14 protein-coding genes and 1 other RNA gene are annotated in these 21634 nt (G+C 44.6%); 8 read left to right on the top strand and 7 right to left on the bottom strand.

Annotated elements, in window-relative coordinates; genetic code table 11:
• Nucleotides 1-43: 43 nt before the first annotated feature.
• Nucleotides 44-1336 (top strand): O-acetylhomoserine aminocarboxypropyltransferase/cysteine synthase family protein, encoded by a 1293-nt coding sequence (locus AAEZ00_RS02965; protein ID WP_351088335.1) that lies wholly within the window; start codon nucleotides 44-46, stop codon nucleotides 1334-1336.
• A gap of 179 nt (nucleotides 1337-1515) precedes the next feature.
• Here AAEZ00_RS02965 and AAEZ00_RS02960 read toward each other — a convergent pair whose 3' ends face one another.
• The 6 genes from AAEZ00_RS02960 to AAEZ00_RS02935 all read right to left on the bottom strand — a co-directional run bounded on the left by AAEZ00_RS02960 (nucleotide 1516) and on the right by AAEZ00_RS02935 (nucleotide 9356).
• Nucleotides 1516-2088 carry a 5-formyltetrahydrofolate cyclo-ligase gene (locus AAEZ00_RS02960; RefSeq protein WP_232772208.1) on the bottom strand — a complete coding sequence of 191 codons (573 nt, stop codon included), beginning with the start codon at nucleotides 2086-2088 and terminating at the stop codon, nucleotides 1516-1518.
• Nucleotides 2089-2479: 391 nt separating this feature from the next.
• Nucleotides 2480-4372: a DnaJ-like cysteine-rich domain-containing protein gene (locus AAEZ00_RS02955; protein ID WP_351088321.1), complete on the bottom strand. Its 1893-nt coding sequence runs from the start codon at nucleotides 4370-4372 to the stop codon at nucleotides 2480-2482.
• 51 nt (nucleotides 4373-4423) lie between these two features.
• Entirely contained in the window at nucleotides 4424-6844 is a 2421-nt protein-coding gene (locus AAEZ00_RS02950) for a peptidase associated/transthyretin-like domain-containing protein (RefSeq protein ID WP_351088320.1), read from the bottom strand.
• 67 nt (nucleotides 6845-6911) lie between these two features.
• Nucleotides 6912-8318 (bottom strand): glycerophosphodiester phosphodiesterase, encoded by a 1407-nt coding sequence (locus AAEZ00_RS02945; protein WP_233768576.1) that lies wholly within the window; start codon nucleotides 8316-8318, stop codon nucleotides 6912-6914.
• Between the two features lie 504 nt (nucleotides 8319-8822).
• A non-coding RNA gene (gene ssrS / locus AAEZ00_RS02940) (6S RNA) lies at nucleotides 8823-9004 on the bottom strand.
• Between the two features lie 52 nt (nucleotides 9005-9056).
• On the bottom strand, nucleotides 9057-9356 hold the full coding sequence (locus AAEZ00_RS02935) for a cell division protein ZapA (RefSeq protein WP_101032773.1): 300 nt from the start codon (nucleotides 9354-9356) through the stop codon (nucleotides 9057-9059).
• 433 nt (nucleotides 9357-9789) lie between these two features.
• Here AAEZ00_RS02935 and AAEZ00_RS02930 point away from each other — a divergent pair, with 433 nt between their 5' ends.
• From AAEZ00_RS02930 to AAEZ00_RS02900, 7 genes are all read left to right on the top strand, one after another.
• A complete protein-coding gene (locus tag AAEZ00_RS02930) occupies nucleotides 9790-10365 on the top strand; it encodes a UPF0149 family protein (RefSeq protein ID WP_101032772.1) in 576 nt (191 codons plus the stop codon).
• A gap of 29 nt (nucleotides 10366-10394) precedes the next feature.
• Entirely contained in the window at nucleotides 10395-11690 is a 1296-nt protein-coding gene (gene ubiH, locus AAEZ00_RS02925; RefSeq protein WP_351076647.1) for a 2-octaprenyl-6-methoxyphenyl hydroxylase, read from the top strand.
• Nucleotides 11691-11713: 23 nt separating this feature from the next.
• Nucleotides 11714-12931 carry an FAD-dependent oxidoreductase gene (locus AAEZ00_RS02920; protein ID WP_351076650.1) on the top strand — a complete coding sequence of 406 codons (1218 nt, stop codon included), beginning with the start codon at nucleotides 11714-11716 and terminating at the stop codon, nucleotides 12929-12931.
• A gap of 225 nt (nucleotides 12932-13156) precedes the next feature.
• Nucleotides 13157-14251 (top strand): glycine cleavage system aminomethyltransferase GcvT, encoded by a 1095-nt coding sequence (gene gcvT / locus AAEZ00_RS02915; RefSeq protein WP_335687397.1) that lies wholly within the window; start codon nucleotides 13157-13159, stop codon nucleotides 14249-14251.
• A 71-nt stretch (nucleotides 14252-14322) separates the two neighbouring features.
• Entirely contained in the window at nucleotides 14323-14712 is a 390-nt protein-coding gene (gene gcvH / locus AAEZ00_RS02910) for a glycine cleavage system protein GcvH (protein WP_101032768.1), read from the top strand.
• A 215-nt stretch (nucleotides 14713-14927) separates the two neighbouring features.
• Entirely contained in the window at nucleotides 14928-17816 is a 2889-nt protein-coding gene (gene gcvP, locus AAEZ00_RS02905) for an aminomethyl-transferring glycine dehydrogenase (RefSeq protein WP_351076654.1), read from the top strand.
• A gap of 1023 nt (nucleotides 17817-18839) precedes the next feature.
• Nucleotides 18840-20870 carry a S9 family peptidase gene (locus AAEZ00_RS02900; RefSeq protein WP_124013530.1) on the top strand — a complete coding sequence of 677 codons (2031 nt, stop codon included), beginning with the start codon at nucleotides 18840-18842 and terminating at the stop codon, nucleotides 20868-20870.
• Between the two features lie 46 nt (nucleotides 20871-20916).
• On the opposite strand, the gene AAEZ00_RS02895 is transcribed toward AAEZ00_RS02900, so the two are convergent.
• The gene (locus AAEZ00_RS02895) at nucleotides 20917-21609 is read right to left on the bottom strand and encodes a transposase (RefSeq protein ID WP_351076658.1); all 693 of its coding nucleotides are present in this window, start codon (nucleotides 21607-21609) and stop codon (nucleotides 20917-20919) included.
• Nucleotides 21610-21634: the final 25 nt, after the last annotated feature.

Genomic DNA, 21634 nt, shown 5'->3' with positions numbered 1-21634 from the left:
TCGAATATACACAGTTAAGGAAGGCGCTATGTCTGCAGCAAACATGAAACTGGAATCACTGGCATTACATTATGGCTACGAGTCTGAAGCAACCACCAAAGCAGCAGCAGTGCCCATTTACCAAACGACATCGTACACCTTTGATGATACTCAACACGGTGCCGACCTGTTCGACTTAAAAGTTGCCGGTAACATTTACACCCGCATTATGAACCCGACAACCAGCGTACTTGAACAACGCTTGGCTGCGATAGAAGGTGGCATTGGTGCGCTGGCAGTTGCATCAGGCATGGCGGCAATTACCTATGCCATTCAAGCGTTAACCCAAGTGGGCGACAACATTGTCAGCACCAGCCAGTTATACGGTGGCACGTATAATTTATTTGCCCATACATTGCCCCGCCAAGGTGTTGAAGTCCGTATGGCGGCGTTTGATGATTTCGATGGCCTCGATGGATTAATTGACCACAAGACTAAAGCGTTATTTTGTGAATCGATTGGTAATCCTGCCGGTAATATTGTCGACTTACAGCGTTTGGCCGATATTGCCCACAAACATGGGGTGCCGTTAATTGTTGATAATACTGTGGCAACGCCAGTGTTATGTCGTGCATTTGATCATGGTGCAGATATCGTTATTCATTCATTAACCAAATACATTGGCGGCCACGGCACTACTATTGGTGGGGTGATTATTGATTCAGGAAAATTTGATTGGGTAGAGAACAAGCAACGCTTTGCGATACTCAATGAGCCCGATCCGTCTTATCACGGCGTGGTCTATACCGACGCGTTTGGCCCCGCGGCCTTTATTGGTCGCTGCCGCGTTGTGCCATTGCGCAATACTGGCGCAGCATTATCGCCACACAGTTCCTTTTTATTACTCCAAGGTTTAGAAACCTTAAGCCTGCGCATGGAGCGTCATTGCAGCAATGCCCTCACGTTAGCTGAATATTTACAACAGCATCCAAGCATTAGCTGGGTTAATTACGCCGCATTACCGGATAGTCCGCATCATGGTACATGCCAAAAAATCACTGGCGGTAAAGCCTCTGGTATCATCAGTTTTGGCATTAAAGCCGATAATGCTGAAGCCGGTAAAGTCGCCGGTGGTAAGTTTATTGATGCACTGCAAATGGTGCTGCGTTTAGTCAATATCGGCGATGCTAAATCACTGGCGTGCCATCCAGCCAGTACCACTCACCGCCAACTCAGCGGCGCAGAGTTGGCCAAAGCCGGCGTGTCAGAAGACCTCGTCCGCATTTCGGTGGGAATAGAGCACATCGATGACATCATTGCCGATGTTAGCCAAGCATTAGAGAAAGCAATTGTGTAACTAACATAAATAAAATAACTAAAAGCCCTGTCAATACTGTGTATTGATAGGGCTTTTTATTATGCTAAGAGGATCAACACTTTGCCGGAGCGGCTGGGGAGATCCAAGAGGGGAAAGCCGTTTTCCCTGCTTGAACGGGTGTGAGCGAAGCGCCAGGACCTTAATAAAATTAAGCTATTTTAAATAGCTAACCGTTTCGTTGGAGTAATTATCACCGGCAACGGCACATCCCAATATTCAATCGGTAAAACGCTCACTTGCTGACAGTCATGGGCATACCCGACGGCTAACGGCTTGTTATCAATCACTTGTGCCAAGGTGCGGTCGTAATAACCGCCGCCCATACCCATGCGATTACCATTATTATCAAATGCGACCAAGGGTGTCACAATCATATCCAGCTGCTCAACAGTGGCAATGTTGCCGACATCAAGCTTGGGTTCGGCAATGTTAAAGCGATTGTTTATCATCACAGTATCAGCGGTATAGCGAATAAACAGCAAATGCCCTTTAGCAAAAGGGTGCAAGCGAGGTAGATACACTTCAATATCTAATTTCCATAAAGCTTTTATCAACTTATTGGTTGCTAGTTCACCGTCAAAAGCTAAATATAGCGCCACTCGTTTAGCTGAAATACGCTGAATTTCTGACAATAAATGTCGACTAGCAATCAAGGCTAGCTGGTTTTGTTCCGCTTGAGAAAGGGCATTACGCTCTTGCCTGATATGGCGACGAATACTGTCACGGCTCATATTATAACTGTCGAATAACGGTGCTGGGATTGAAGGATCTGTAAATGAATCTTTATTGATAATGGCTTGATCCGTCATAAGTTTATCTGATGCAGTGCTGCCAGAAGAAAAATAAGTAATCAGGGTTTGAACCGCTGTAGAATCTGACTGATATGGTTCTGAATTAGTCATAAAACGCGTCATGCTCATATGTAGGGAATACTCCAACACTTACAAATGAATTTAAAAAAACGATAATCAACAACTGGAACTCAAAGTAGGTTATCGCGTTCTGTAATGAGATGAAATCACAGATTGATAGTCAGCTAATGCTGAATCACTTTGCATCAAACTTCCCCCCAGCGTAAGGCTTAGCATTACGCTGGGTTGTTTTTAGCAACACAATACGGGACTATTTATCCATGTTCATCGATTTTAGTAGCACCGGACTCTCGTAATCAGCCACCATCGTCTTTGCTTTTAACCAAAATTTTCTACGTGTTAAGAAGTAAGTAAAGCCAACTGATAACAAAGCCCACTCAATTAAATTATTCCCCATAAAACGTAAACCAGATGATAATAACGCAGCCACATCACCAGAATAATTAGCATTATTTTCGATAAAACCATAAGTTGGGTTTATTAAGAACAAACCGTATTGTAGGGCACAATAAAAACTGACTCCAGCAATCAATCCAAAAATTTTGCTATACCATTTTTGTGGCCACTTTACACCAATGACGAGTAAGTAAAGCCCGACCAATAATGAGCCACTCACGAGAGTGCTAGCCATGGCGGGTGAATGGCCAAGCAGTTCAACCGTGTTGTAATAAAGCGTTAACGCCATATGTGGCAATAATAGTGTAATGCTGATAGCCAATACCCAGATTTTAGCGTTACTGATATTTTTCCAATACAATTTTTTCACACCTTGGTAGCTTAACCACAATAACCCAAGTACAAAGGCATAATTAGCCACAGCGGGAAGCCCGAATAGGCCAAATTGCATCGTCAATAACGCCATCATCCATTCAGGTATTTGAGTCACGCTCATGCGATAACCGGAATCGACTGCAAATTTTGGGAATAACAGCGCGATTAACATCCCTAAAGTAAAGAATAAATAAGTGTATTTAATCAAGCCTGCGAACATGTTAGGTGTAATACCTTTAACGCTTTGCTTTTTTAATTGTGTCACTAAGTTTTGGTAGTTAGATAATACCGCGTCTTTAATATCAGTCGATACCCAGTTTTCATCTAATAATGCAATTTGCGTGTGGGTTGTATTGGCTTCGATAATGTTTTTTACAGCAGGGGTGGCTAATGCCACTTTGTCGGCGGATTGACTGCCCCCAGCCATTTTCTGTGCCACACTCCATACCGCAGGATCGTAAACCCCACCGGCATTATGGGTGGTGTTTTTTTTACCGGCAAAGCACATCTTGGTATCGACTTTATCAATTGTCGCGGTAAATTGCAGGGTTGGAAGTTTAGCGGTAAAAGCATACATAAAGGTACAGCCATCAAGGGTGCCCTCAACATCAACTTCAGTTATCTCAGTTAAATTATAGACTAAGTTTAAGCCGCTATTTTTGACAAATTCAGAGGTCCATTTGTGGTAATCACTGCTGTTATAAGCCCAGTTAGTGCTGCGTTTTGCTTCACCATCAATGGTGTAACTGTGATAGAGGTAACCGCCGCCACTACAAGTGCCGCACGTCACAGAGCCCGAGCCGTTGCAGGTATAACAGGTTTTTTTACCACTGCCCCAACATGATGAACAAGACTCTGTGGTATAAACCGTGCGATTATTATAGCTATCATGACGCGAAACACTGACGCGGCCACTACCATGACAACCACTACAAGAGTTACTACCAGAGCCATAACAGCTAGAACAACTTTGACTACCAGAACCATGGCAACGGTAGCAAACTTTGCTGCCCACATAGGTTTCAGGGGCTGATTTTAAGCCTCTATTTCTTATTAGGAAATTTTCCGCAATATCAGGCCCAAGTATTGTTAAGAAGCGATCGTTAAACAACGAATTCTGTCCACTGACATACTCTTTGGCTTTGTCATGGGCGAGATCTCGGGCATTGGATGCACTGCCTGACTTAATTCCAGATGGGCAATAGCCGTCGTGTTCATGTGCACTCACGCCAACTTCAATCGTCCAACCAAAGGTAAATTTAAGCTGTGGAAGCTTTGCTTGTTCGTTGCTTAATATTACTGGTACATCGACACCAGTGAGATCTTTACCGTTGCTACGGATAAAACTTTGGAATTGTTCTAATTTACTCACGTAATACTTCCTATAAATCAATGCGTGATGAATTTTTTCACTGTTTTTTTATCATTGACTGGTCACGTCTGCTGCTGACAAATTGATATTAAAATCAGTTTCGTCGGCTTTCAAATACATCCATTTTCTAACGGTAATATGTCCAGGGGCGCTGACTTTTATGTCATAACTGCCCGCGGGTAACATCATGCCTGCTTGATATGTTGGTTTAATATTCATCACTGCCACCTTGGCATTGGCGATATTGTTGTTGATAGTCAGAGGTAATAAGGCGGCTTTCTTAGGCGAGTATTTAGCAAGGTTAGTTGAATCATGTTCAGGCATTATCGCCAAATCAAAGCGGTTAATGGGCTCACTGATCGCATTAAATCCTTTGGTGATAAATAAGCCTTGGTCAATGGATGAACCAATAGGTTGCACCATAGGTTGAGTCACTAATAACCATTTAAGCGCGAATGAAATCATGGCTGAATCATTCTTCTCCATTTGTTCAAAAAAGTAATGCAGCGCCGATTCTTTCATGGTGTATTGGTTAACGGCCATGGATAAAGGCACCACAAAAATTGACGCTAATAACAGGATTGATATTGCAGGTTTTATATATCGGTTAGGCTTAGATTTTGCTGCTGCTCGAGTCCTTTTTACTTGCACGAGTTCTACGGCTTTCATCGGTAACTTTAATAGGGTTAATAGCACCAAGGCTAAGCTAATCGACATGGATATTGGCGGAATAATCGTTGATCTTAAAGCCGACTTACCCGTCGATTCAAAAGCGCCGCCGTCGGCAAACTCAACTTGTTGGGCTTCGAGCACATTAAGATACTCGGTGGTTTTCCGTCGTATATTGGGCTCAATAATTTTCTGTTTAAACTCACGGTTATTCCAATCGGCCAGCGTTGGTTTTACGTAAAGCTCTTTCATCTCATCCTCAATGCGCTGCTGGATATTTCTTTGTTGCTGAAATTGCTGCCAGCTTAAATTAGGCGGCATGTCATTGCCTTTAGCCTTCATTTTTGATCGCCACTCACTATCAGCTTGCTGACGGACTCTTTTAGCAACAGCAATATCAAAACTATTACGATCGGTCAGTGACCAAGAAGGGGATAAGGTTAAGCCTTTTTGTTTCAGCTTTTTATTCACTTTTATGCTGGTAAGTTCATTTACTCTAAACTCATGGATTGAGCTAATGCCTAACGGGTAGCCACCCGACTCTTTAATAAAATCAGGCTCCATTTTTAGCATCAACACGTTTTTATAATGATTCACATCGTTGGTATACACCATACGATGATCTTTAAATCCAGCGTCGCCACCCGTTACGGCATCAGCAGCTTGCATTGCAGTGTAAAGGCCAAATGTCAAAATCCCTGAAATAATGGAATTACCGACGTTTTCAGACGTCGAAATTTCTTCACGAACCAACCAATCATTAGGTGGAATATAAGGCATGCTGTATTTGGCTATTTCTTTGTCATAACCGTTCTGCAGTCGCTCGAAACAACGGTCTTTATTACTGCCACTTTTCTTTTCTGCACATTTATTACGCCGTTCAAAATAATCGTATAATTTAGGGGCTATTTTTTGTGCCCGGGATTCGACCCTGGCTTCATAAGCCTTGGTGCCTTGTTGGTATTGCTCCCAACCTTGCTTTACCTGGTTTTGGGTATCGAGCCAGTAAGCGTCAGATCGTGTTTGTACGCTAGCTAAGGCCTGATTATATTGATTAGAACCTGCAGCATACTCAGTGTATTTTCCCCGTAGGGTCTGGCGGAAATTATCATAGTTGGCGTAATGTTGATCAAATTGAGACATAGCACGATCACGAACAAATTTTTCCATGATCAAGCGCTTTTTCTGTTTTAAATCGTCCACTAATTTATCATCAGCGTATACGAGTCCACCAAACACGGATAAAAACGTTTTTTCGATTGCACTGTGTTTTTTACCTGGGTCGTAATCAATGCCTTCAAATTTGATTGAATTTTCAATCAATGCGCTACGAAGTACTTGCGACAAATAAGCTTGTTGGCGCTCTTCTGGGGTCGATGCATCAATAATAAAATGATCCACTAACCACTTTTGACCAAAAAATACCGTTGGCCAAATAATCACTGCAATTAGGGTGAAATAACCTAAAGCCCGAGTGGCTTTAGCCACTTGTTTACCTTTTAGTAATAAGTCAGCTAAAAGCAGGGTAACGCCAATACCACTGATGGTACGACCAAATAATTCTACCGCCCGTAAGTCTTCCACGCTGGAATTGCGCCCGCCAGCAACATCGGTTAACGCCGCATTAAACACCGCCTCAGGGAATAAATACACTATCGAACAAATGAACATCAACAGCATCCACCAGAAGGGTTTACCCGTGTTAACCATTTGGGCTTCAACAGCTTGTTGTTTTTTAGCTTTGACAGCCGTTGATTGTTGATTTTTCTGTACTTTCTTCAGCTCTTTTTCAGCTGATTCCATCTTCTTTTGCGTCGGGGCAGTGTTAAGCAAATTTGTTGCAAATGGACTTTTGTTATTATCAGTCATATTAATTTTTATTAGCCTGACGACCTGGTAACCTTAAAATAATGGTGTCACCGGTGTCGTTATCAATTATTTCATCAGTAATAGTGGGGAAACCATGTTCCAACAAAGGCGTGGGTATGTTGTTAGGTGTCTTGTTAACCGCAGTGCTATGGATGGCTTTAAGGCCAGAGGTTAATGACAAATAATAACCTTCTGTTTGATAACCAAGCATTTCGTCAAAGCGATCAAAGTCAGCATCTTGGGGTAAAGCGGTAATATAACGACCGACATTACTCAATGCTTGATAACGCTTTTTAGGTACGGCTCTGTTGAATAAACGCTGGCAAATCTTGTAAGGCGTGGCATCCACAATTGCGCCATCGGGTAGCTTATTAGTGGTTAACTTAAGTAATTGTGATTGATGATAATCACTGCCATTAAGCGAATAGGTATAGACCTTCATTCCGAGTTGGTGAGCACGATACTTGACGCTGAGATGCTGCATAAAACTGCGAATGTCTAAGTGTAAACCAGAGTTGCTACCCAGCTTTTTTTGCAATTGGGTTAATGATGATGTTGCGGTGTAGTCTTTATAACGTGAGCGGTAACGTTTAGTGCCGTAGCGACCAGCAAGCTCAAGATTATGTTGATTATCTAAGTAATAGGCATCATTTTTTACACCTTTACGTAAATCTGCGGCTAACTTTTCAACACTGGTAGGGTGTCCACCTTGAATAAAGCCTAAGTAAACCGATGGGTTAATGCCACGTAGCTTGTATAGGACATCTCGTTCTGCCGCAGAATAATAAAATCCACCTAAGCCAATATATTTTCTGAGCATATTATCGAGCTCTACCAGCTTTTGGCCATTGGTATCAGATTTTATTTCTACATTGAGTCGTTGATTTTGGGTGCGATAAGCGCCAAATACTCTAAAGGCTTCTGCAGCCGTTATTGGGCGTTCGTTGAGTAAATTGTTACTGTGTTTATCCCGCAGTTTCAGATTAGCGAACTGCTGAACACTCATGCGATTTAGTTTAAAGCGTTCACCGGTGTAATACACGGTAGCGCGACCTGTTTGACTATCGTGATGATTAACCCAAGTGCCATCTTTGAGTAGCATTACGTCAATTTCGACACTGTTAAAGTTATCGTTCAAGGCCGAAGCAATAGCATTAGCGCTACTTTCTGGTTGACGAAAATCTCCACGGTGCGCCGAAATATCTAACTGGCATTGTGCGGTCGAGACCATTTTGATATTGCCATTGCTAGCCAGATATAAATTGCGATCGCCTAAGCTCAATTGAACATCAATGATATCCAAACCTAGGTTTGCTGCATCAGCAGGCAAATGAGATAACGCAGCAGGAATGATATGACTCGGTTTAACAGGGTCGGGTGTGGATTTACAAGCAGATAAGCTGAACATGAATACAATTAAAATGGTGCAGTAAACCTTGAGATGAGTGGAGCAGCTTGTCATAATCCATATTTACAAGTTATTAATATTAAACACTTTATACAGTAATATACGTTGTAAAACAATCTTAACAATAAAGTAACCTAGTGTCTCCGTCTGAAAGTGTGAAAGCGGGACTGTTTTGTATAAAAAACGGTCGTATTTTATTGGCTATTTGAGCTGAAGGATCAGCGTCACCAAGTTATGTTGTCGATTTATGCACAGCTGGAGGATAAAAGAGATCTTGAGGAGAAAAGAGAGCTTGGATATGAAACAGAGCTGGATATGAAAGAGTGCTTGGATATGAAACAGAGCTGGATATGAAAGTGAGCTGGATATGAAAGAGCTTGGATATGAAACAGTGCTTGGATATAAAAGCGTGCTTGAGGATGAAATAAAGGCACTATCTAAAAAGTGTAACCGAGGTGATCTTCAAAAAATGAGCCTTAAAAAAAGGCTAAATCTGAAATTAGAATGCTCCCCAAAATACCGCTGCTGGCGCAGCCCTTGAACCGTAGGTTCAAGGCGGGTAAATGTTCATTTCCTAAGGCTTCTCGGTATAATCCGAGCATGCACAGTGTCAACGAAAGCATTCACCCTGGGTTTGTAATTATCGGCACAGGGACTTAACCAACTGGCGAATATCTCAGGGAGCAAAACAGGGTAGAATCAAGTTATTCTTAATTCTGAAATCTTAGTTTAGCCTTCCTAGCTGCTTCGTTCAACCAAGGATGTTTCCAACGTTGACTGTAATAACGAAATTCGCTCATCCATTTGCGCCATGTACTGCTTATTCTTTTGCTTTTCTTCGTACAATTCATTACCAATATTGAGTGCGGCCATAATGGCAAGCTCTTCACGGCTTAAGTTGTTGGTCCGAGACTTTAACGTCGTCAGCTGGTTTTCAACTTCTCTGGCTACCGTGCGCAATGCTTCTTCGCGTCCTTTAGGACATCCGATGGAGTAGGTGCGCCCTAATAGGGTAATATCAACAGCACTGTTACTCATAATGTCGCCGCAGATCCTCAGTTAACCTCACTCGGGTTAAAGAGATGGGGTAAACAAGTAAAAATCATAAAATTTGACATATTTCATATCAAACTTGTCATTTGTTTTGCTAACCAGGCGTCTTGTGCAATTAATCGCTGCGCCAATAACAGGTCTATTATAAGTCAGTGTAGCGCAGTTAGCGGGACAAAAGACTGTTTGATAACCGTTTATTATTCCGAGCTGATGTTAGTAAAGTTCAGCATGTGAGCGAACTATATAGGGCTGAATTTAAAAGCGCAAGGCAACAGTATCCCTTTTTAACTATTTGCTGTTTGTGTGAACAAATCTGCTTCAGTCCCTGTATAATTGGGGCACAATACACGCTCGCATTTGGAGCATCATACTATCTCTGCTAGCATTGAAGCAGATATAGCGCTATTAGGAATTAACCATGGCAATCCCACCTTCATTATGTATTGAAAAACTAAAACAGGCATTAGATTACGCTGAAGTAGGCCAACATCCAGTAGAAGTGCACGGTGCACTTGTTGGGCTAATTTGTGGTGGCGTAAAACAAGAGAATTTTGCGTGGTTAACGCCGTTAGTTGAGTTAATGAACGACGGTCAGCCGCTAGAAGCGAACTTACAAAAGTTGATCAGTGAGTTGTATCAAGACACGGTGACACGATTAGTCGATTTTGAATTTGGCTTTACCTTGTTACTGCCAGAAGAAGAAGTGCCGCTGAGCGAGCGCGTTGAAGCGTTAGCTTTGTGGACCCAAAGCTTCTTAACCGGCATTGCCATTATTCAACCGCAGCTAGCAAAAGCATCATCTGATGTGCGTGAAGTGATTAAAGACCTTGCTGATATTGCCCAAGTAGAATTTGATGTTGGTGATGACGAAGAATCCGAAGTCGCCTACGTTGAACTGCAAGAATTTGTCAGAATGTCGGCTATTTTATGCTATTCAGAGTTCGGTTTAGACATGCCTTTACATGACACCGACGAGCATTCAAATTTTCACTAATATTTTTGGTATAGGCAGTAACGCAGCGTATGACCTCAGCACACACCTCCACACAACCACTTGCCGTTGATATTGCCATTGTGGGTGGCGCCATGGCAGGAGCCACGTTAGCCTTAGGGTTAGCTAAGTTATCTGCCACCTTGTCGCGTCCGCTGCGCATTGCCTTAATCGAAGCCCACGTTGCCAACAATAATCACCCAGGCTTTGATGCTCGCTCCATTGCCGTTGCTCACGGTTCTGTTTTTGAACTCACTCGTTTAGGCATTTGGCCCAAGTTGCAGCATCTTGGCACTGCAATTGAAAATATTCATGTTTCCGATCGCGGTCACTTTGGCATGACCGAGCTCAATGCTAAACCGCTTGGGTTAGATGCATTAGGCCAGGTGGTTGAATTAGCCCAAGTCGGTAAGGTGCTATTTGAGGAGCTGGCTAAATCATCTGTCAGTTTGTTTTGTCCTGCTAAAGTCACCTATATACAAGCCCAACAAGACGGCCACCTATTAACCTTAGATGACGGCACTCAATTGCATTGCCAGTTATTGGTGGCAGCAGATGGTGCCAATTCGGTCGTGCGCCAACATCTGGGCCAACCCACAGAAAAAATCGATTTTGATCAAACGGCTATAGTCGCTAATATCACCACAGATCAAGCCCATCAGCATTGGGCTTACGAACGCTTCACTCAAACCGGCCCGCTGGCACTTTTACCTATGTCATCAGCGTCTAATTCATTCAAGTCTAAGTCATTCGCGTCTAAGTCTTCAGCAACGCCGACCCAATCACGTTTTTCAGTCGTGTGGGCATTACCGCCCGCACAAGCCCATGAATTAGTCAACGGCGACAAAACTGAATTTTTAGCCGCCTTACAACAAGCGTTTGGTCACCGAGCGGGTCGTTTCGTCGACGTCGGTCAGCGGGTGAGTTATCCACTAACGTTATCGTATATGCCAAGGCCTGTTTACCATCGTTGTATCTTTGTCGGTAACGCCGCGCAAACCCTACATCCTATTGCCGGACAAGGCTTTAACTTAGGTTTACGTGATGTAGTGGGGTTACTCAATGTACTTGAACAGGCCTTTAGTGCGCATCAATTAACCAATAGCTCAACCCAGGTCGATGTCGGCAGCAGCGCCATCGTGCATCAATATTTAGTCGATCGCCAAGCCGATCGCGACTGCACACTTCGCAATATCGAATTTTTAGTGCGTGGTTTTTCCAATCAATATTGGCCGCTGGTGGCGGGGCGCAATGTCTGTTTGCGTTTATTGTCTTGGTTACCCCCACTCAAACGTCCCGTTGCTCAAACCGCAATGGGTTGGCGTTAACTCTTTTAAGGTAAGGATTGACCATGTATTCAACTCAAACATATGATGTTGCCATCGTCGGAGGTGGCATGGTCGGGCTCGCTACCGCAATCGGTTTAGCCAACGCCGACCTTAATGTCGTGGTCATCGATGCTGGCACAATTCAAGCGGTCAGTGGCGAGCCTAAATTGCGTGTCAGTGCCATTAACAAAGCCAGCCAGCAATTGCTACAAAACCTCAGTGCGTGGCAATATCTCGATGACAATCGTGTCAGCCCTTACCAAAAAATGTCGGTGTGGGACAAAGACGGCCTAGGCAAAATTGAATTTGACGCCCACAGCATCAGCGAAACGCATTTAGGCTCGATTATCGAAAACGATGCCATCAGCTATGCCCTTGCCAAACGTGCGAGTGAGATCAGTAATTTAACCCATTTAGAAGGCCAACGCCTTGAACGTATAGCCTTTGGCGAACGCGAAGCTTGGCTTACCTTAGCCAGTGGCGACAACATTAGCGCCGCCGTGGTGGTGGCTGCCGATGGTGCCAACTCATGGGTGCGCCAGCAATGCAGTATTCCGCTGACATTCTGGGACTACGGTCACCATGCCATTGTCGCCACAGTGCGCACCGAACTCGCCCATGACGCCACCGCCAGACAAGCCTTTTTACCCGGCGGCCCATTAGCTATGTTGCCCTTGTATGACGACCATTTATGTTCAATTGTGTGGTCGGTGTCGCCCGATCAAGCCAAGCAATTATTAGCGCTTGATGAGGTTGAGTTTTCAAAAGCATTAACCGCCGCGCTTGATGGTCGTTTAGGCTTGTGCCAAGTGATCAGCGAGCGTCAATCATTTCCACTGCGGATGCGTTATGCGCGCCATTTTGCGCGCCACCGTTTAGTGCTGGCCGGTGACGCCGCCCATACCATTCATCCGTTAGCCGGCCAAGGGGTTAACTTAGGCTTTTTAGACGCTGCCAGTATCATCGACACCTTTACCCAATTGCATGAGCAAGGCAAAGACTTAGGCGAATATAGCCATTTACGCGCCCTTGAACGTTGGCGTAAAGCTGAAGCCATGGAAATGATCGCCACCATGGAAGTCTTTAAAAGACTGTTTGCCGGCAGCAATCCGCTTAAAAAAGCCATGCGCGACATCGGCCTAACCCTAGTTGATAATGTCGCTGGACTGAAAACAGTGTTCATCAAACAGGCTATGGGTAACAAAATGACATTACCTAAACTTTGTCGTGAGCCAATTTAATCATAGCTAATGTAGAAACTTGTTTAATATCAGGTAGCACAGTTAAATCAGTTATTTTATTGTAAATAATTATGTAAAAAAATTATGCCAATAGATTAGCTAAACTAATGCGACTGGACTCGGATTAGAAAATTCTTTTGTATACAAATTGGGTCTGCGGAGTATAATTTTGTTCGCATTTTATCAAATACCTACATAAGAAAGGCCTCAAAAAAAGGGATAATAATGGCTAGCAAAACAGTACTTTTTAACAAGCATTTACAATCAAACGCCAAAATGGTCGATTTCCATGGTTGGGAAATGCCGATTAACTACGGCTCTCAAATCGAAGAGCACCACGCAGTACGTCAAGACGCAGGCATGTTTGACGTGTCTCACATGACCGTAGTTGACGTTACCGGCAGCGATGCTTGTGCCTTCTTACGTAAGTTACTTGCTAACGATGTCGCCAAACTTACCGTACCGGGTAAAGCCCTTTATGGCGGAATGCTAGACGAAAACGCTGGTATCATCGACGACCTTATTACCTACTACTTAACCGACACCCATTACCGCGTAGTGGTTAACTCCGCTACTCGCGACAAAGACCTCGCCTGGATCAACAAACAAGCCGCCGCGTTTGATGTTGTGGTTAGCGAACGTCCAGAATTGTCGATGATTGCCGTACAAGGCCCTAACGCGAAAGCGAAAGCCGCTAGCGTATTCACCGCCGATCAAAATGCTGCTATTGCAGGCATGAAGCCATTCTTTGGTGTGCAGTCAGGCAGTTTATTTATTGCCACCACAGGTTACACCGGTGAAGTTGGCTACGAAATCATTGTCCCAGAAGCTGAAGCTGAAGCCCTATGGCAAGCACTCTTAGAGGCAGGCGTTAAGCCGTGTGGTCTTGGTGCCCGCGACACATTACGCTTAGAAGCGGGCATGAATCTATACGGCCAAGACATGGACGAGTCAATCAATCCACTGGCTGCTAATATGGGCTGGACCGTTGCGTGGGAGCCAAGCGATCGTGACTTTATCGGCCGCGAAGCGTTAACCGCGATTAAAGCGGCAGGCACGACAAAGTTAGTTGGTTTGGTCATGGAAGAAAAGGGCGTGTTACGCCATGATATGGCGGTATTTTTTACCGATGCAGACGGTGTTGAACACCAAGGTGTGATCACCAGTGGTTCGTTTTCGCCAACGTTAGGCTATTCTATCGCCATGGCCCGTGTACCCAATGGTATTGGTGCCACAGCTAAAGTTGAAATGCGTAAAAAACGCGTGACCGTAAAAGTCATCGCCCCAAGTTTTGTGCGCAATGGTAAACAAGCCTTCTAATGATAGTGGCGTGTTACCGACACCGAATTTATTGATTAAGTCTTTGAACATCAGATTAAGGAACAGCAACAATGAGCACTATTCCGGCAGAATTGAAATATGCATCTTCACACGAATGGATCCGTAAAGAATCAGACGGTAGCTACACGGTAGGTATCACTGAGCATGCTCAAGAGCTTCTTGGTGACATGGTATTCGTAGAATTACCAGAAGTAGGCGATACCGTTACCGCCGGTGAAGATTGTGCAGTAGCAGAATCAGTCAAAGCGGCTTCAGACATCTACGCACCGATTTCTGGTGAAGTGATTGCCGTAAACGAATCCTTAGAAGATTCACCAGAACTGGTTAACAGTGACGCTTTTGGTGAAGGTTGGTTCTTCCGTGTTATGCCTTCTCTTGAAGCCGAAGTTGATGCATTGCTTGATGCCGACGGTTATCAAGAAGTCATTGACCAAGAATAATCACCCATAACACTAGAAGCTCCCTAGGGAGCTTCTTTGTTATATGAAGCTAAAAATGTTGCGCCGATAATCTCTAACCCGTGGCAGTTAAAAAGCCAATGACGAAGCCGCAACATAATAAACCGTAAACAGGTTATTCACGTATTACCCATTTTCACCCTAATCCAGTTATGTGCCCTACCGCCTCAACTGGTCGATTTGGAACAAGGTTTAATATGACCAAGCAAACCCTGACACAACTAGAACAGCACGAACTTTTCCTGACGCGCCACATCGGCCCAAATGCAGAACAACAACAAGACATGTTGAACTTCATTGGCGCAGAGTCGCTAGACGATCTGACCGCCCAAACGGTCCCAGGCAAAATTCGCTTACCCCAAGAGCTCACCATAGGTGATTCCTGTGGCGAAGCCGAAGGTATTGCCTATATCCGTAACATAGCAGATAAAAATACAGTCTTTAAAAGCTATATCGGTATGGGTTACTACGGCGTGCAAGTGCCTAATGTCATTTTGCGTAATGTGTTTGAAAACCCAGGTTGGTACACGGCTTACACGCCGTACCAGCCAGAAATCGCCCAAGGCCGTTTAGAAGCCACGTTAAACTTCCAGCAAGTGTCAATGGACCTTACCGGTCTTGATCTTGCCTCTGCATCATTATTAGATGAAGCAACCGCAGCAGCAGAAGCCATGGCATTAGCCAAGCGCGTCTCTAAAGCCAAAAAAGCCAACATCTTCTTTGTTGCCGACGACGTATTCCCGCAAACCCTCGACGTAGTCAAAACTCGCGCCGAATGCTTTGGTTTTGACGTGGTCGTTGGCCCAGCAAAAGAGGCAGTAAATTACGAATTATTTGGTGCCTTGTTCCAGTACACCAACCGTATTGGTCAAATCACCGACTACACTGAGTTATTTACTCAGTTACGTGACAAAAAAGTGGTGGTTACCGTTGCCGCCGACATTATGTCGTTATTACTGCTTAAATCACCGGGCGTCATGGGCGCAGATGTGGTGTTTGGTAGCGCGCAACGTTTTGGGGTACCCATGGGATACGGCGGACCTCACGCGGCCTTTTTCGTGGCCCGTGATGAGCACAAACGTTCAATGCCAGGTCGCATTATTGGTGTGTCAAAAGACCGCCGCGGCAACAGCGCATTACGCATGGCCATGCAAACCCGCGAGCAACATATTCGCCGCGAAAAAGCTAACTCAAACATTTGTACGGCGCAAACCTTATTAGCCAACATGGTGTCGTTTTATGCGGTATTCCACGGCCCACATGGCTTAAAAACCATCGCATCACGCATTCACCGTTTTGCCGACATTTTAGCCGCAGGCTTAAGCGCTAAAGGCTTAACCTTAGCGAACACTTCATGGTTCGACACCATCAGTGTTAAAGGTGCCGACGTTGCAGCGATTAACGCCCGTGCATTAGCGGCCAAGTTAAACTTACGCATCGACGCCGACGGCGCATTTGGGGTGAGTTTTGACGAAACCACTACTCGCCAGGATCTGGTGGTATTATTTGATGTGATTTTAGGTGCTGGCCATGGCATAGATGTCGCCACATTAGATGGCGCCATTGTGACCAATGGCAGTCAGTCAATCCCACAAGCATTAGTACGTCAAGACGCGGTATTAACTCATCCAACGTTTAATCGCTACCAAAGCGAAACCGAGATGATGCGTTATATCAAGCGTCTGGAAAACAAAGATTTAGCCCTAAACCACTCCATGATCTCGTTAGGTTCATGCACCATGAAGCTCAACGCCGCAGTGGAAATGCTACCGGTAAGCTGGCCAGAATTTGCTAACATGCACCCATTTTGCCCACTTGACCAAGCACAAGGTTACACTCAGTTAATTAATGAGTTGTCTGAGTTTTTAGTCAACATCACCGGTTACGATGCCGTGTGTATTCAACCTAACTCAGGTGCACAAGGCGAATACGCCGGTCTATTAGCGATTAAGAAATACCACGAGTCTCGCGGCGACGCGCACCGTAACATTTGCTTAATCCCGCAATCGGCCCACGGCACCAACCCAGCATCGGCACAACTTGCTGGTATGAAGGTGGTTGTTACTGCGTGCGACAAGCAAGGTAACGTTGATTTAGATGATTTACGCACTAAAGCGGTCGAGCTTGCCGACAACTTATCGTGCATTATGATCACATACCCATCGACCCACGGCGTGTACGAAGAATCAATCCGCGAAGTGTGCGACATCGTCCATCAATATGGCGGTCAAGTGTATTTGGACGGCGCCAACATGAACGCCCAGGTTGGCTTAACCTCACCTGGCTTTATCGGCGCAGACGTATCGCATTTAAACCTACACAAAACCTTTGCTATCCCGCACGGCGGCGGGGGGCCTGGTATGGGCCCAATCGGGGTTAAAGCGCACCTTGCGCCATTTGTAGCAGGCCACGTAGTGGTTAAGCCTGGCCGCGAAAGCGACCACAACGGCGCAGTATCTGCTGCACCTTATGGCAGCGCTAGCATCCTGCCAATCAGCTGGATGTACATTAAACTGTTAGGCACTAAGGGCGTTAAGCAATCAACCCAAACGGCGCTATTAAACGCTAACTACATCATGAAAAAGCTGTCAGCACATTACCCTGTGTTGTTCACCGGCCGTAACGAGCGGGTTGCCCACGAATGTATTATCGACTTACGTCCATTGAAAGAAATCTCTGGCGTAACCGAAATGGATATCGCTAAGCGTCTTAACGATTATGGTTTCCACTCACCCACCATGAGTTTCCCTGTGGCGGGCACCTTGATGATTGAACCAACTGAATCTGAGTCTAAGGTTGAGTTAGACCGTTTCGTTGAAGCGATGATTTCTATTCGCGGCGAAATCGCCAAAGTAGCAGCGGGCGAGTGGCCAGTAGACAACAACCCACTGCACAATGCACCTCACACCCTAGCAGATATTATGGACATCGAATTTGATTCACGTCCATACAGCCGCGAAGTAGCCGTGTTCCCAACGGCTGCGGTTAAGGCGAATAAGTTTTGGCCAACGGTTAATCGTATTGATGATGTTTATGGGGATCGCAACCTCATGTGCTCGTGTGTCCCAATTTCAGACTACGAATAAATGATAATGACTACTTGGCCTCGATAATACGGCGTCAGCCGACACTTTTCTCTTCTCATTGACACCAGTCAACTCCGAGGAGAAAAGCATCGGCTTCCTTGTCTTCTCATCGGCAGTAACGCCATTATCGTGGTAGTAGACTTCATTTAGCATTTTGAGTAAAAACATTAAAAAAGCGAACCGATTGGTTCGCTTTTTTGTTAGCTCCTTGGTCTCGATAATACGGCGTTAACCGAGAGTTTTCGCATAGCTCGAAATAAGGAGTTTGACACCAGTCAACTCCGCGGCGAAAACCTCAAACTTCATTGCCTTATCATCGCCAGCGACGCAATTATGGTGGTAGTGGGCTTCATTGAAATCTTCTGAGTAAGAGCATTAAAAAAGCGAACCTTTGGGTTCGTTTTTTATTGGTTGTTTAGTCTAGCTATTACGGAATTGAACCTCGGCTCCAGAAAGCTCATCACAAAGAGTTTGACACCAGTCAACTCCGCGCTAGAGCCTTCGGTTCGCCAGCGACGCAATTATGGTGGTAGTGGGCTTCATTTGAAGTTTTAGAATTTAAAAGCGACCGAAAGGTCGCTTTTTTGTCTTCGATACTCAGGAATGTTTATATTGACGTCATTCCGGCAATGCTTTTGAGCCGGAATCCAAGTGTTTGCTTATGCTTTTTTGCACCTATGGCCTGCAGCACTAAAAGCGTGGCCAATTTTACCTGACCACTACAGTTTGCATGTTTGGGATCCCTCACGCTCTGTCTCCCACTTATTAACTCCACTTATTTACCCCATTTATTACTTATTCGCGTCTTTATTACCGGTTTTATTATTCAAAACAATTAATTTGTAAACAGCTGCTACAGTCCGTTGTTATTCGTATCTTTTAACGGGCTTTGCTCGCTATACTGGGGCGGCAGTATGTGCTGGTTTTTGAATGGGAACGAACGGTTGTTACCCAGCCAAACGCTGTTGCATATCAACTCATAAAAATGACTACGAACTCATTCTGAATGAAGGAGAAGCTCTCGTGAAAAAAGTAGGGATTCTAATACTGTGTTTGTTGATGCCAATGACATCAGCTTTTGCAGAGCAAACCAAAACATTATCGGCAGAGGTGCTTTGGCAACTCAAGCGTATCGGTAGTCCGATTGTTTCACCCCAAGGTGATCATATTATTGCTGCCGTCACTGAGTACGACATACCAGAAGATAAAGGCACGACTCAGCTATGGTCGTTTGCAAAAGATGGCTCAGGCCAGCGTGCACTTACTGCAAAAGGCTTACGCGCTAGTGAGCCTGTGTTTTCTCCAGACGGAAAAACCTTAGCTTTTGTTAGTAAACGCGACAAAGATGAAGCAGGGCAAATCTACTTACTACCAATGAATGGACCGGGCGAAGCGCAACGCTTAACTGAGGTTCCCGGTGGCGTGCATGGTATTAAGTGGGTTGGTGAGCACATTTACTTCATTAGCCGTATTTTTCCAGGCAAAGACTGGGAACAAATGACCGAGCAGCTCAAAGCTGATAAAGACGATAAGGTCTCCGCCCACCAGTGGAACGCACTGCCTTATTCACATTTTGACCATTGGATTGATGAAGAAAGAGAGGCACATGTTTTTCGTATTTCAGCCAAAGGTGGAGACGTTGAAGCCGTCACCCAACCACTGAAAAAGCAATTGCCACGTTCTTCACAAAACGCTGGCAGCTACGATATCGACCCAAGCGAACGTTGGATTGCTTTTAACTCAAACGGCTCCGCTAACCAAGTTGACCCTAAAATTGATGTATTTCTTGCTAAAATCGGTAGCGGAAAATATGAAAATTTAACTCCGAACAATCAAGCACCTGATAGTGAACCTAAATTTAGTCCCGATGGTAAAACACTTGCATTCACCCGCCAATTAATTCATGGCTTCTACGGTGACACTTCGAGCTTGGTGTTGTTCGATATGGACAAACGTAGCGAACGTGTAGTGACCAAAGATTGGGACCGATCTGTTTCTAAATATCTCTGGACGCCAGATAGTAAGGGGTTTTATGCATCAATAGCCGATGCAGCCACAAACCGCATTTACTACATCAATGCTAAAAATGGCCAAGTTAGACAAGTCACCAATAATACCGATTTTGGCAAACCCTCTATCGCCAAAGACGGTACTTTGGTTGCCGCCAATCAAAGTTTTTTACATCCCGCACGCGTGGTGAAGATTGACTCCAGCAATGGAAAAATAACGCGTTTAGATAGCTTTAACGATGATGTATTGGCCAATGTGGACATGGGTACTTATGAGTCGGTGACTTATAAAGGTTATAACGGAGATGATATCCAGATGTGGGTGCACTACCCGCCGGGGTTTGATAAAACCAAAAAATACCCACTGATGATGTTGATCCACGGTGGTCCTCACGGTGCGATTTCAGACAGCTTCCATTACCGTTGGAATGCGCAAACGTTCTCTTCTTGGGGTTACGTGACCGCTTGGCCTAATTTCCACGGCTCAGGCAGCTTCGGCCAGAAATTTACTGACAGTATTAACCCTGACTGGAAGAACAAGTCGCTCGAGGATATCTACAAAGCAACAGATTGGTTTAAGAGCAAAGACTGGATTGATAGCGAACGTTTAGTCGCTGGTGGTGGTAGTTATGGGGGTTACTTAAGCTCAATTATTTTGGGGCAAAAAGATAACCCGTTCAATGCACTGTTTATCCACGCAGCGGTGTATAACATGTACTCACAAATGGCGGGGGATTTCGCGGTACACAGTACGCGTTTTGGTAGTTTTTGGGAAAAACCTGAAATTTATAAATCTATATCACCTCACTATGGCGCAGCCAATTTTGATACGCCAACCTTGGTTATCCACGGTCAGTTAGACCAACGAGTGCCCGTAGGACAAGGGTTTGAGTTATTCCGTACATTGCAAACCAAAGGTATTGAGTCGCGAATGATTTACTTCCCTGATGAGAATCACTGGGTGCTGAAGCCAAATAACTCGATTTATTGGTACGGCCAAGTGAAGGACTGGATGACTCGTTTTGCAGAGCCCGGTGGTAAGTAAAACCGTTCGCACTTAACATCGCGGATAAGTGGGGTCAGAGTAAACTTTATTCTATCACCTTAAAAGGGCGTCCCATTTTCTTTGGATGCATGCTTTTCCCCGTTAGTTTTTCTATTTGGTCTTTAAATGTGTCGCTGCCGATTACCATGCCTTTATTGGTTGCTTGACGAATATCGTTAATCATTTTTGCATCTAATTGATGTTGAAATAGGGCTCGGTAAGATGATTGCCTTGCTTGAGAGTCGTTGCTTATTGAAAGGTAAACTTGATGTGGAGTACAAAGCTGAGAGGCCTTACCTAGGGCGTTGATTTGATAGCTTGACCAGACATATTCGGCAGGGTCATTAACCATATTCGCTCTTACTGGGTTGAGTTCAATATAACGATATAGTTGGATTAAGTATTCTTCGGTTTGCACTAAACAAGATTTGAAACGACCTTCCCAAAGTGTTCCGGTACGTTTGTATGTGTAATTAAAATATCTGACATATTGTCTACCAAGTGATTGCATCATAAGGCTAACAGCATTGGCTTTTTGAGGAGTACAAAGCAAATGAACATGATTTGTCATAAATACCCACGCGTGAATTTCAACATGAAATTTACGTGAATACTCTTTTAGCCATCCAGCATAGGTTTTAAAGTCTTGTTCAGACGTGAAGCAAACGTGGCGATTATTACCTCGTTGAATAACGTGTTGAGGAATACCGATGGGGCAAATTCTTGGGGATCTCGGCATGGATAAGTGTGGATAAGTGGGGTCT

This window comes from Shewanella sp. S1-49-MNA-CIBAN-0167 (assembly GCF_040310145.1).
In the GTDB taxonomy this organism is placed as follows: Bacteria; Pseudomonadota; Gammaproteobacteria; order Enterobacterales; family Shewanellaceae; genus Shewanella; species Shewanella psychromarinicola.
Note: the sequence above shows the minus strand (reverse complement) of the source record. Positions and strands in the feature narration are given on the sequence as shown.

What these genes read in the sequence shown, in the direction of transcription:
- AAEZ00_RS02965 (WP_351088335.1), top strand. Translation starts at nt 44, where the DNA reads ATGAAACTGGAATCACTGGCATTACATTATGGCTACGAGTCTGAAGCA.
- AAEZ00_RS02960 (WP_232772208.1), bottom strand. Translation starts at nt 2,088, where the DNA reads ATGAGCCGTGACAGTATTCGTCGCCATATCAGGCAAGAGCGTAATGCC.
- AAEZ00_RS02950 (WP_351088320.1), bottom strand. Translation starts at nt 6,844, where the DNA reads ATGGAATCAGCTGAAAAAGAGCTGAAGAAAGTACAGAAAAATCAACAA.
- AAEZ00_RS02945 (WP_233768576.1), bottom strand. Translation starts at nt 8,318, where the DNA reads ATGTTCAGCTTATCTGCTTGTAAATCCACACCCGACCCTGTTAAACCG.
- AAEZ00_RS02935 (WP_101032773.1), bottom strand. Translation starts at nt 9,356, where the DNA reads ATGAGTAACAGTGCTGTTGATATTACCCTATTAGGGCGCACCTACTCC.
- AAEZ00_RS02930 (WP_101032772.1), top strand. Translation starts at nt 9,790, where the DNA reads ATGGCAATCCCACCTTCATTATGTATTGAAAAACTAAAACAGGCATTA.
- ubiH (WP_351076647.1), top strand. Translation starts at nt 10,395, where the DNA reads ATGACCTCAGCACACACCTCCACACAACCACTTGCCGTTGATATTGCC.
- AAEZ00_RS02920 (WP_351076650.1), top strand. Translation starts at nt 11,714, where the DNA reads ATGTATTCAACTCAAACATATGATGTTGCCATCGTCGGAGGTGGCATG.
- gcvT (WP_335687397.1), top strand. Translation starts at nt 13,157, where the DNA reads ATGGCTAGCAAAACAGTACTTTTTAACAAGCATTTACAATCAAACGCC.
- gcvH (WP_101032768.1), top strand. Translation starts at nt 14,323, where the DNA reads ATGAGCACTATTCCGGCAGAATTGAAATATGCATCTTCACACGAATGG.
- gcvP (WP_351076654.1), top strand. Translation starts at nt 14,928, where the DNA reads ATGACCAAGCAAACCCTGACACAACTAGAACAGCACGAACTTTTCCTG.
- AAEZ00_RS02895 (WP_351076658.1), bottom strand. Translation starts at nt 21,609, where the DNA reads ATGCCGAGATCCCCAAGAATTTGCCCCATCGGTATTCCTCAACACGTT.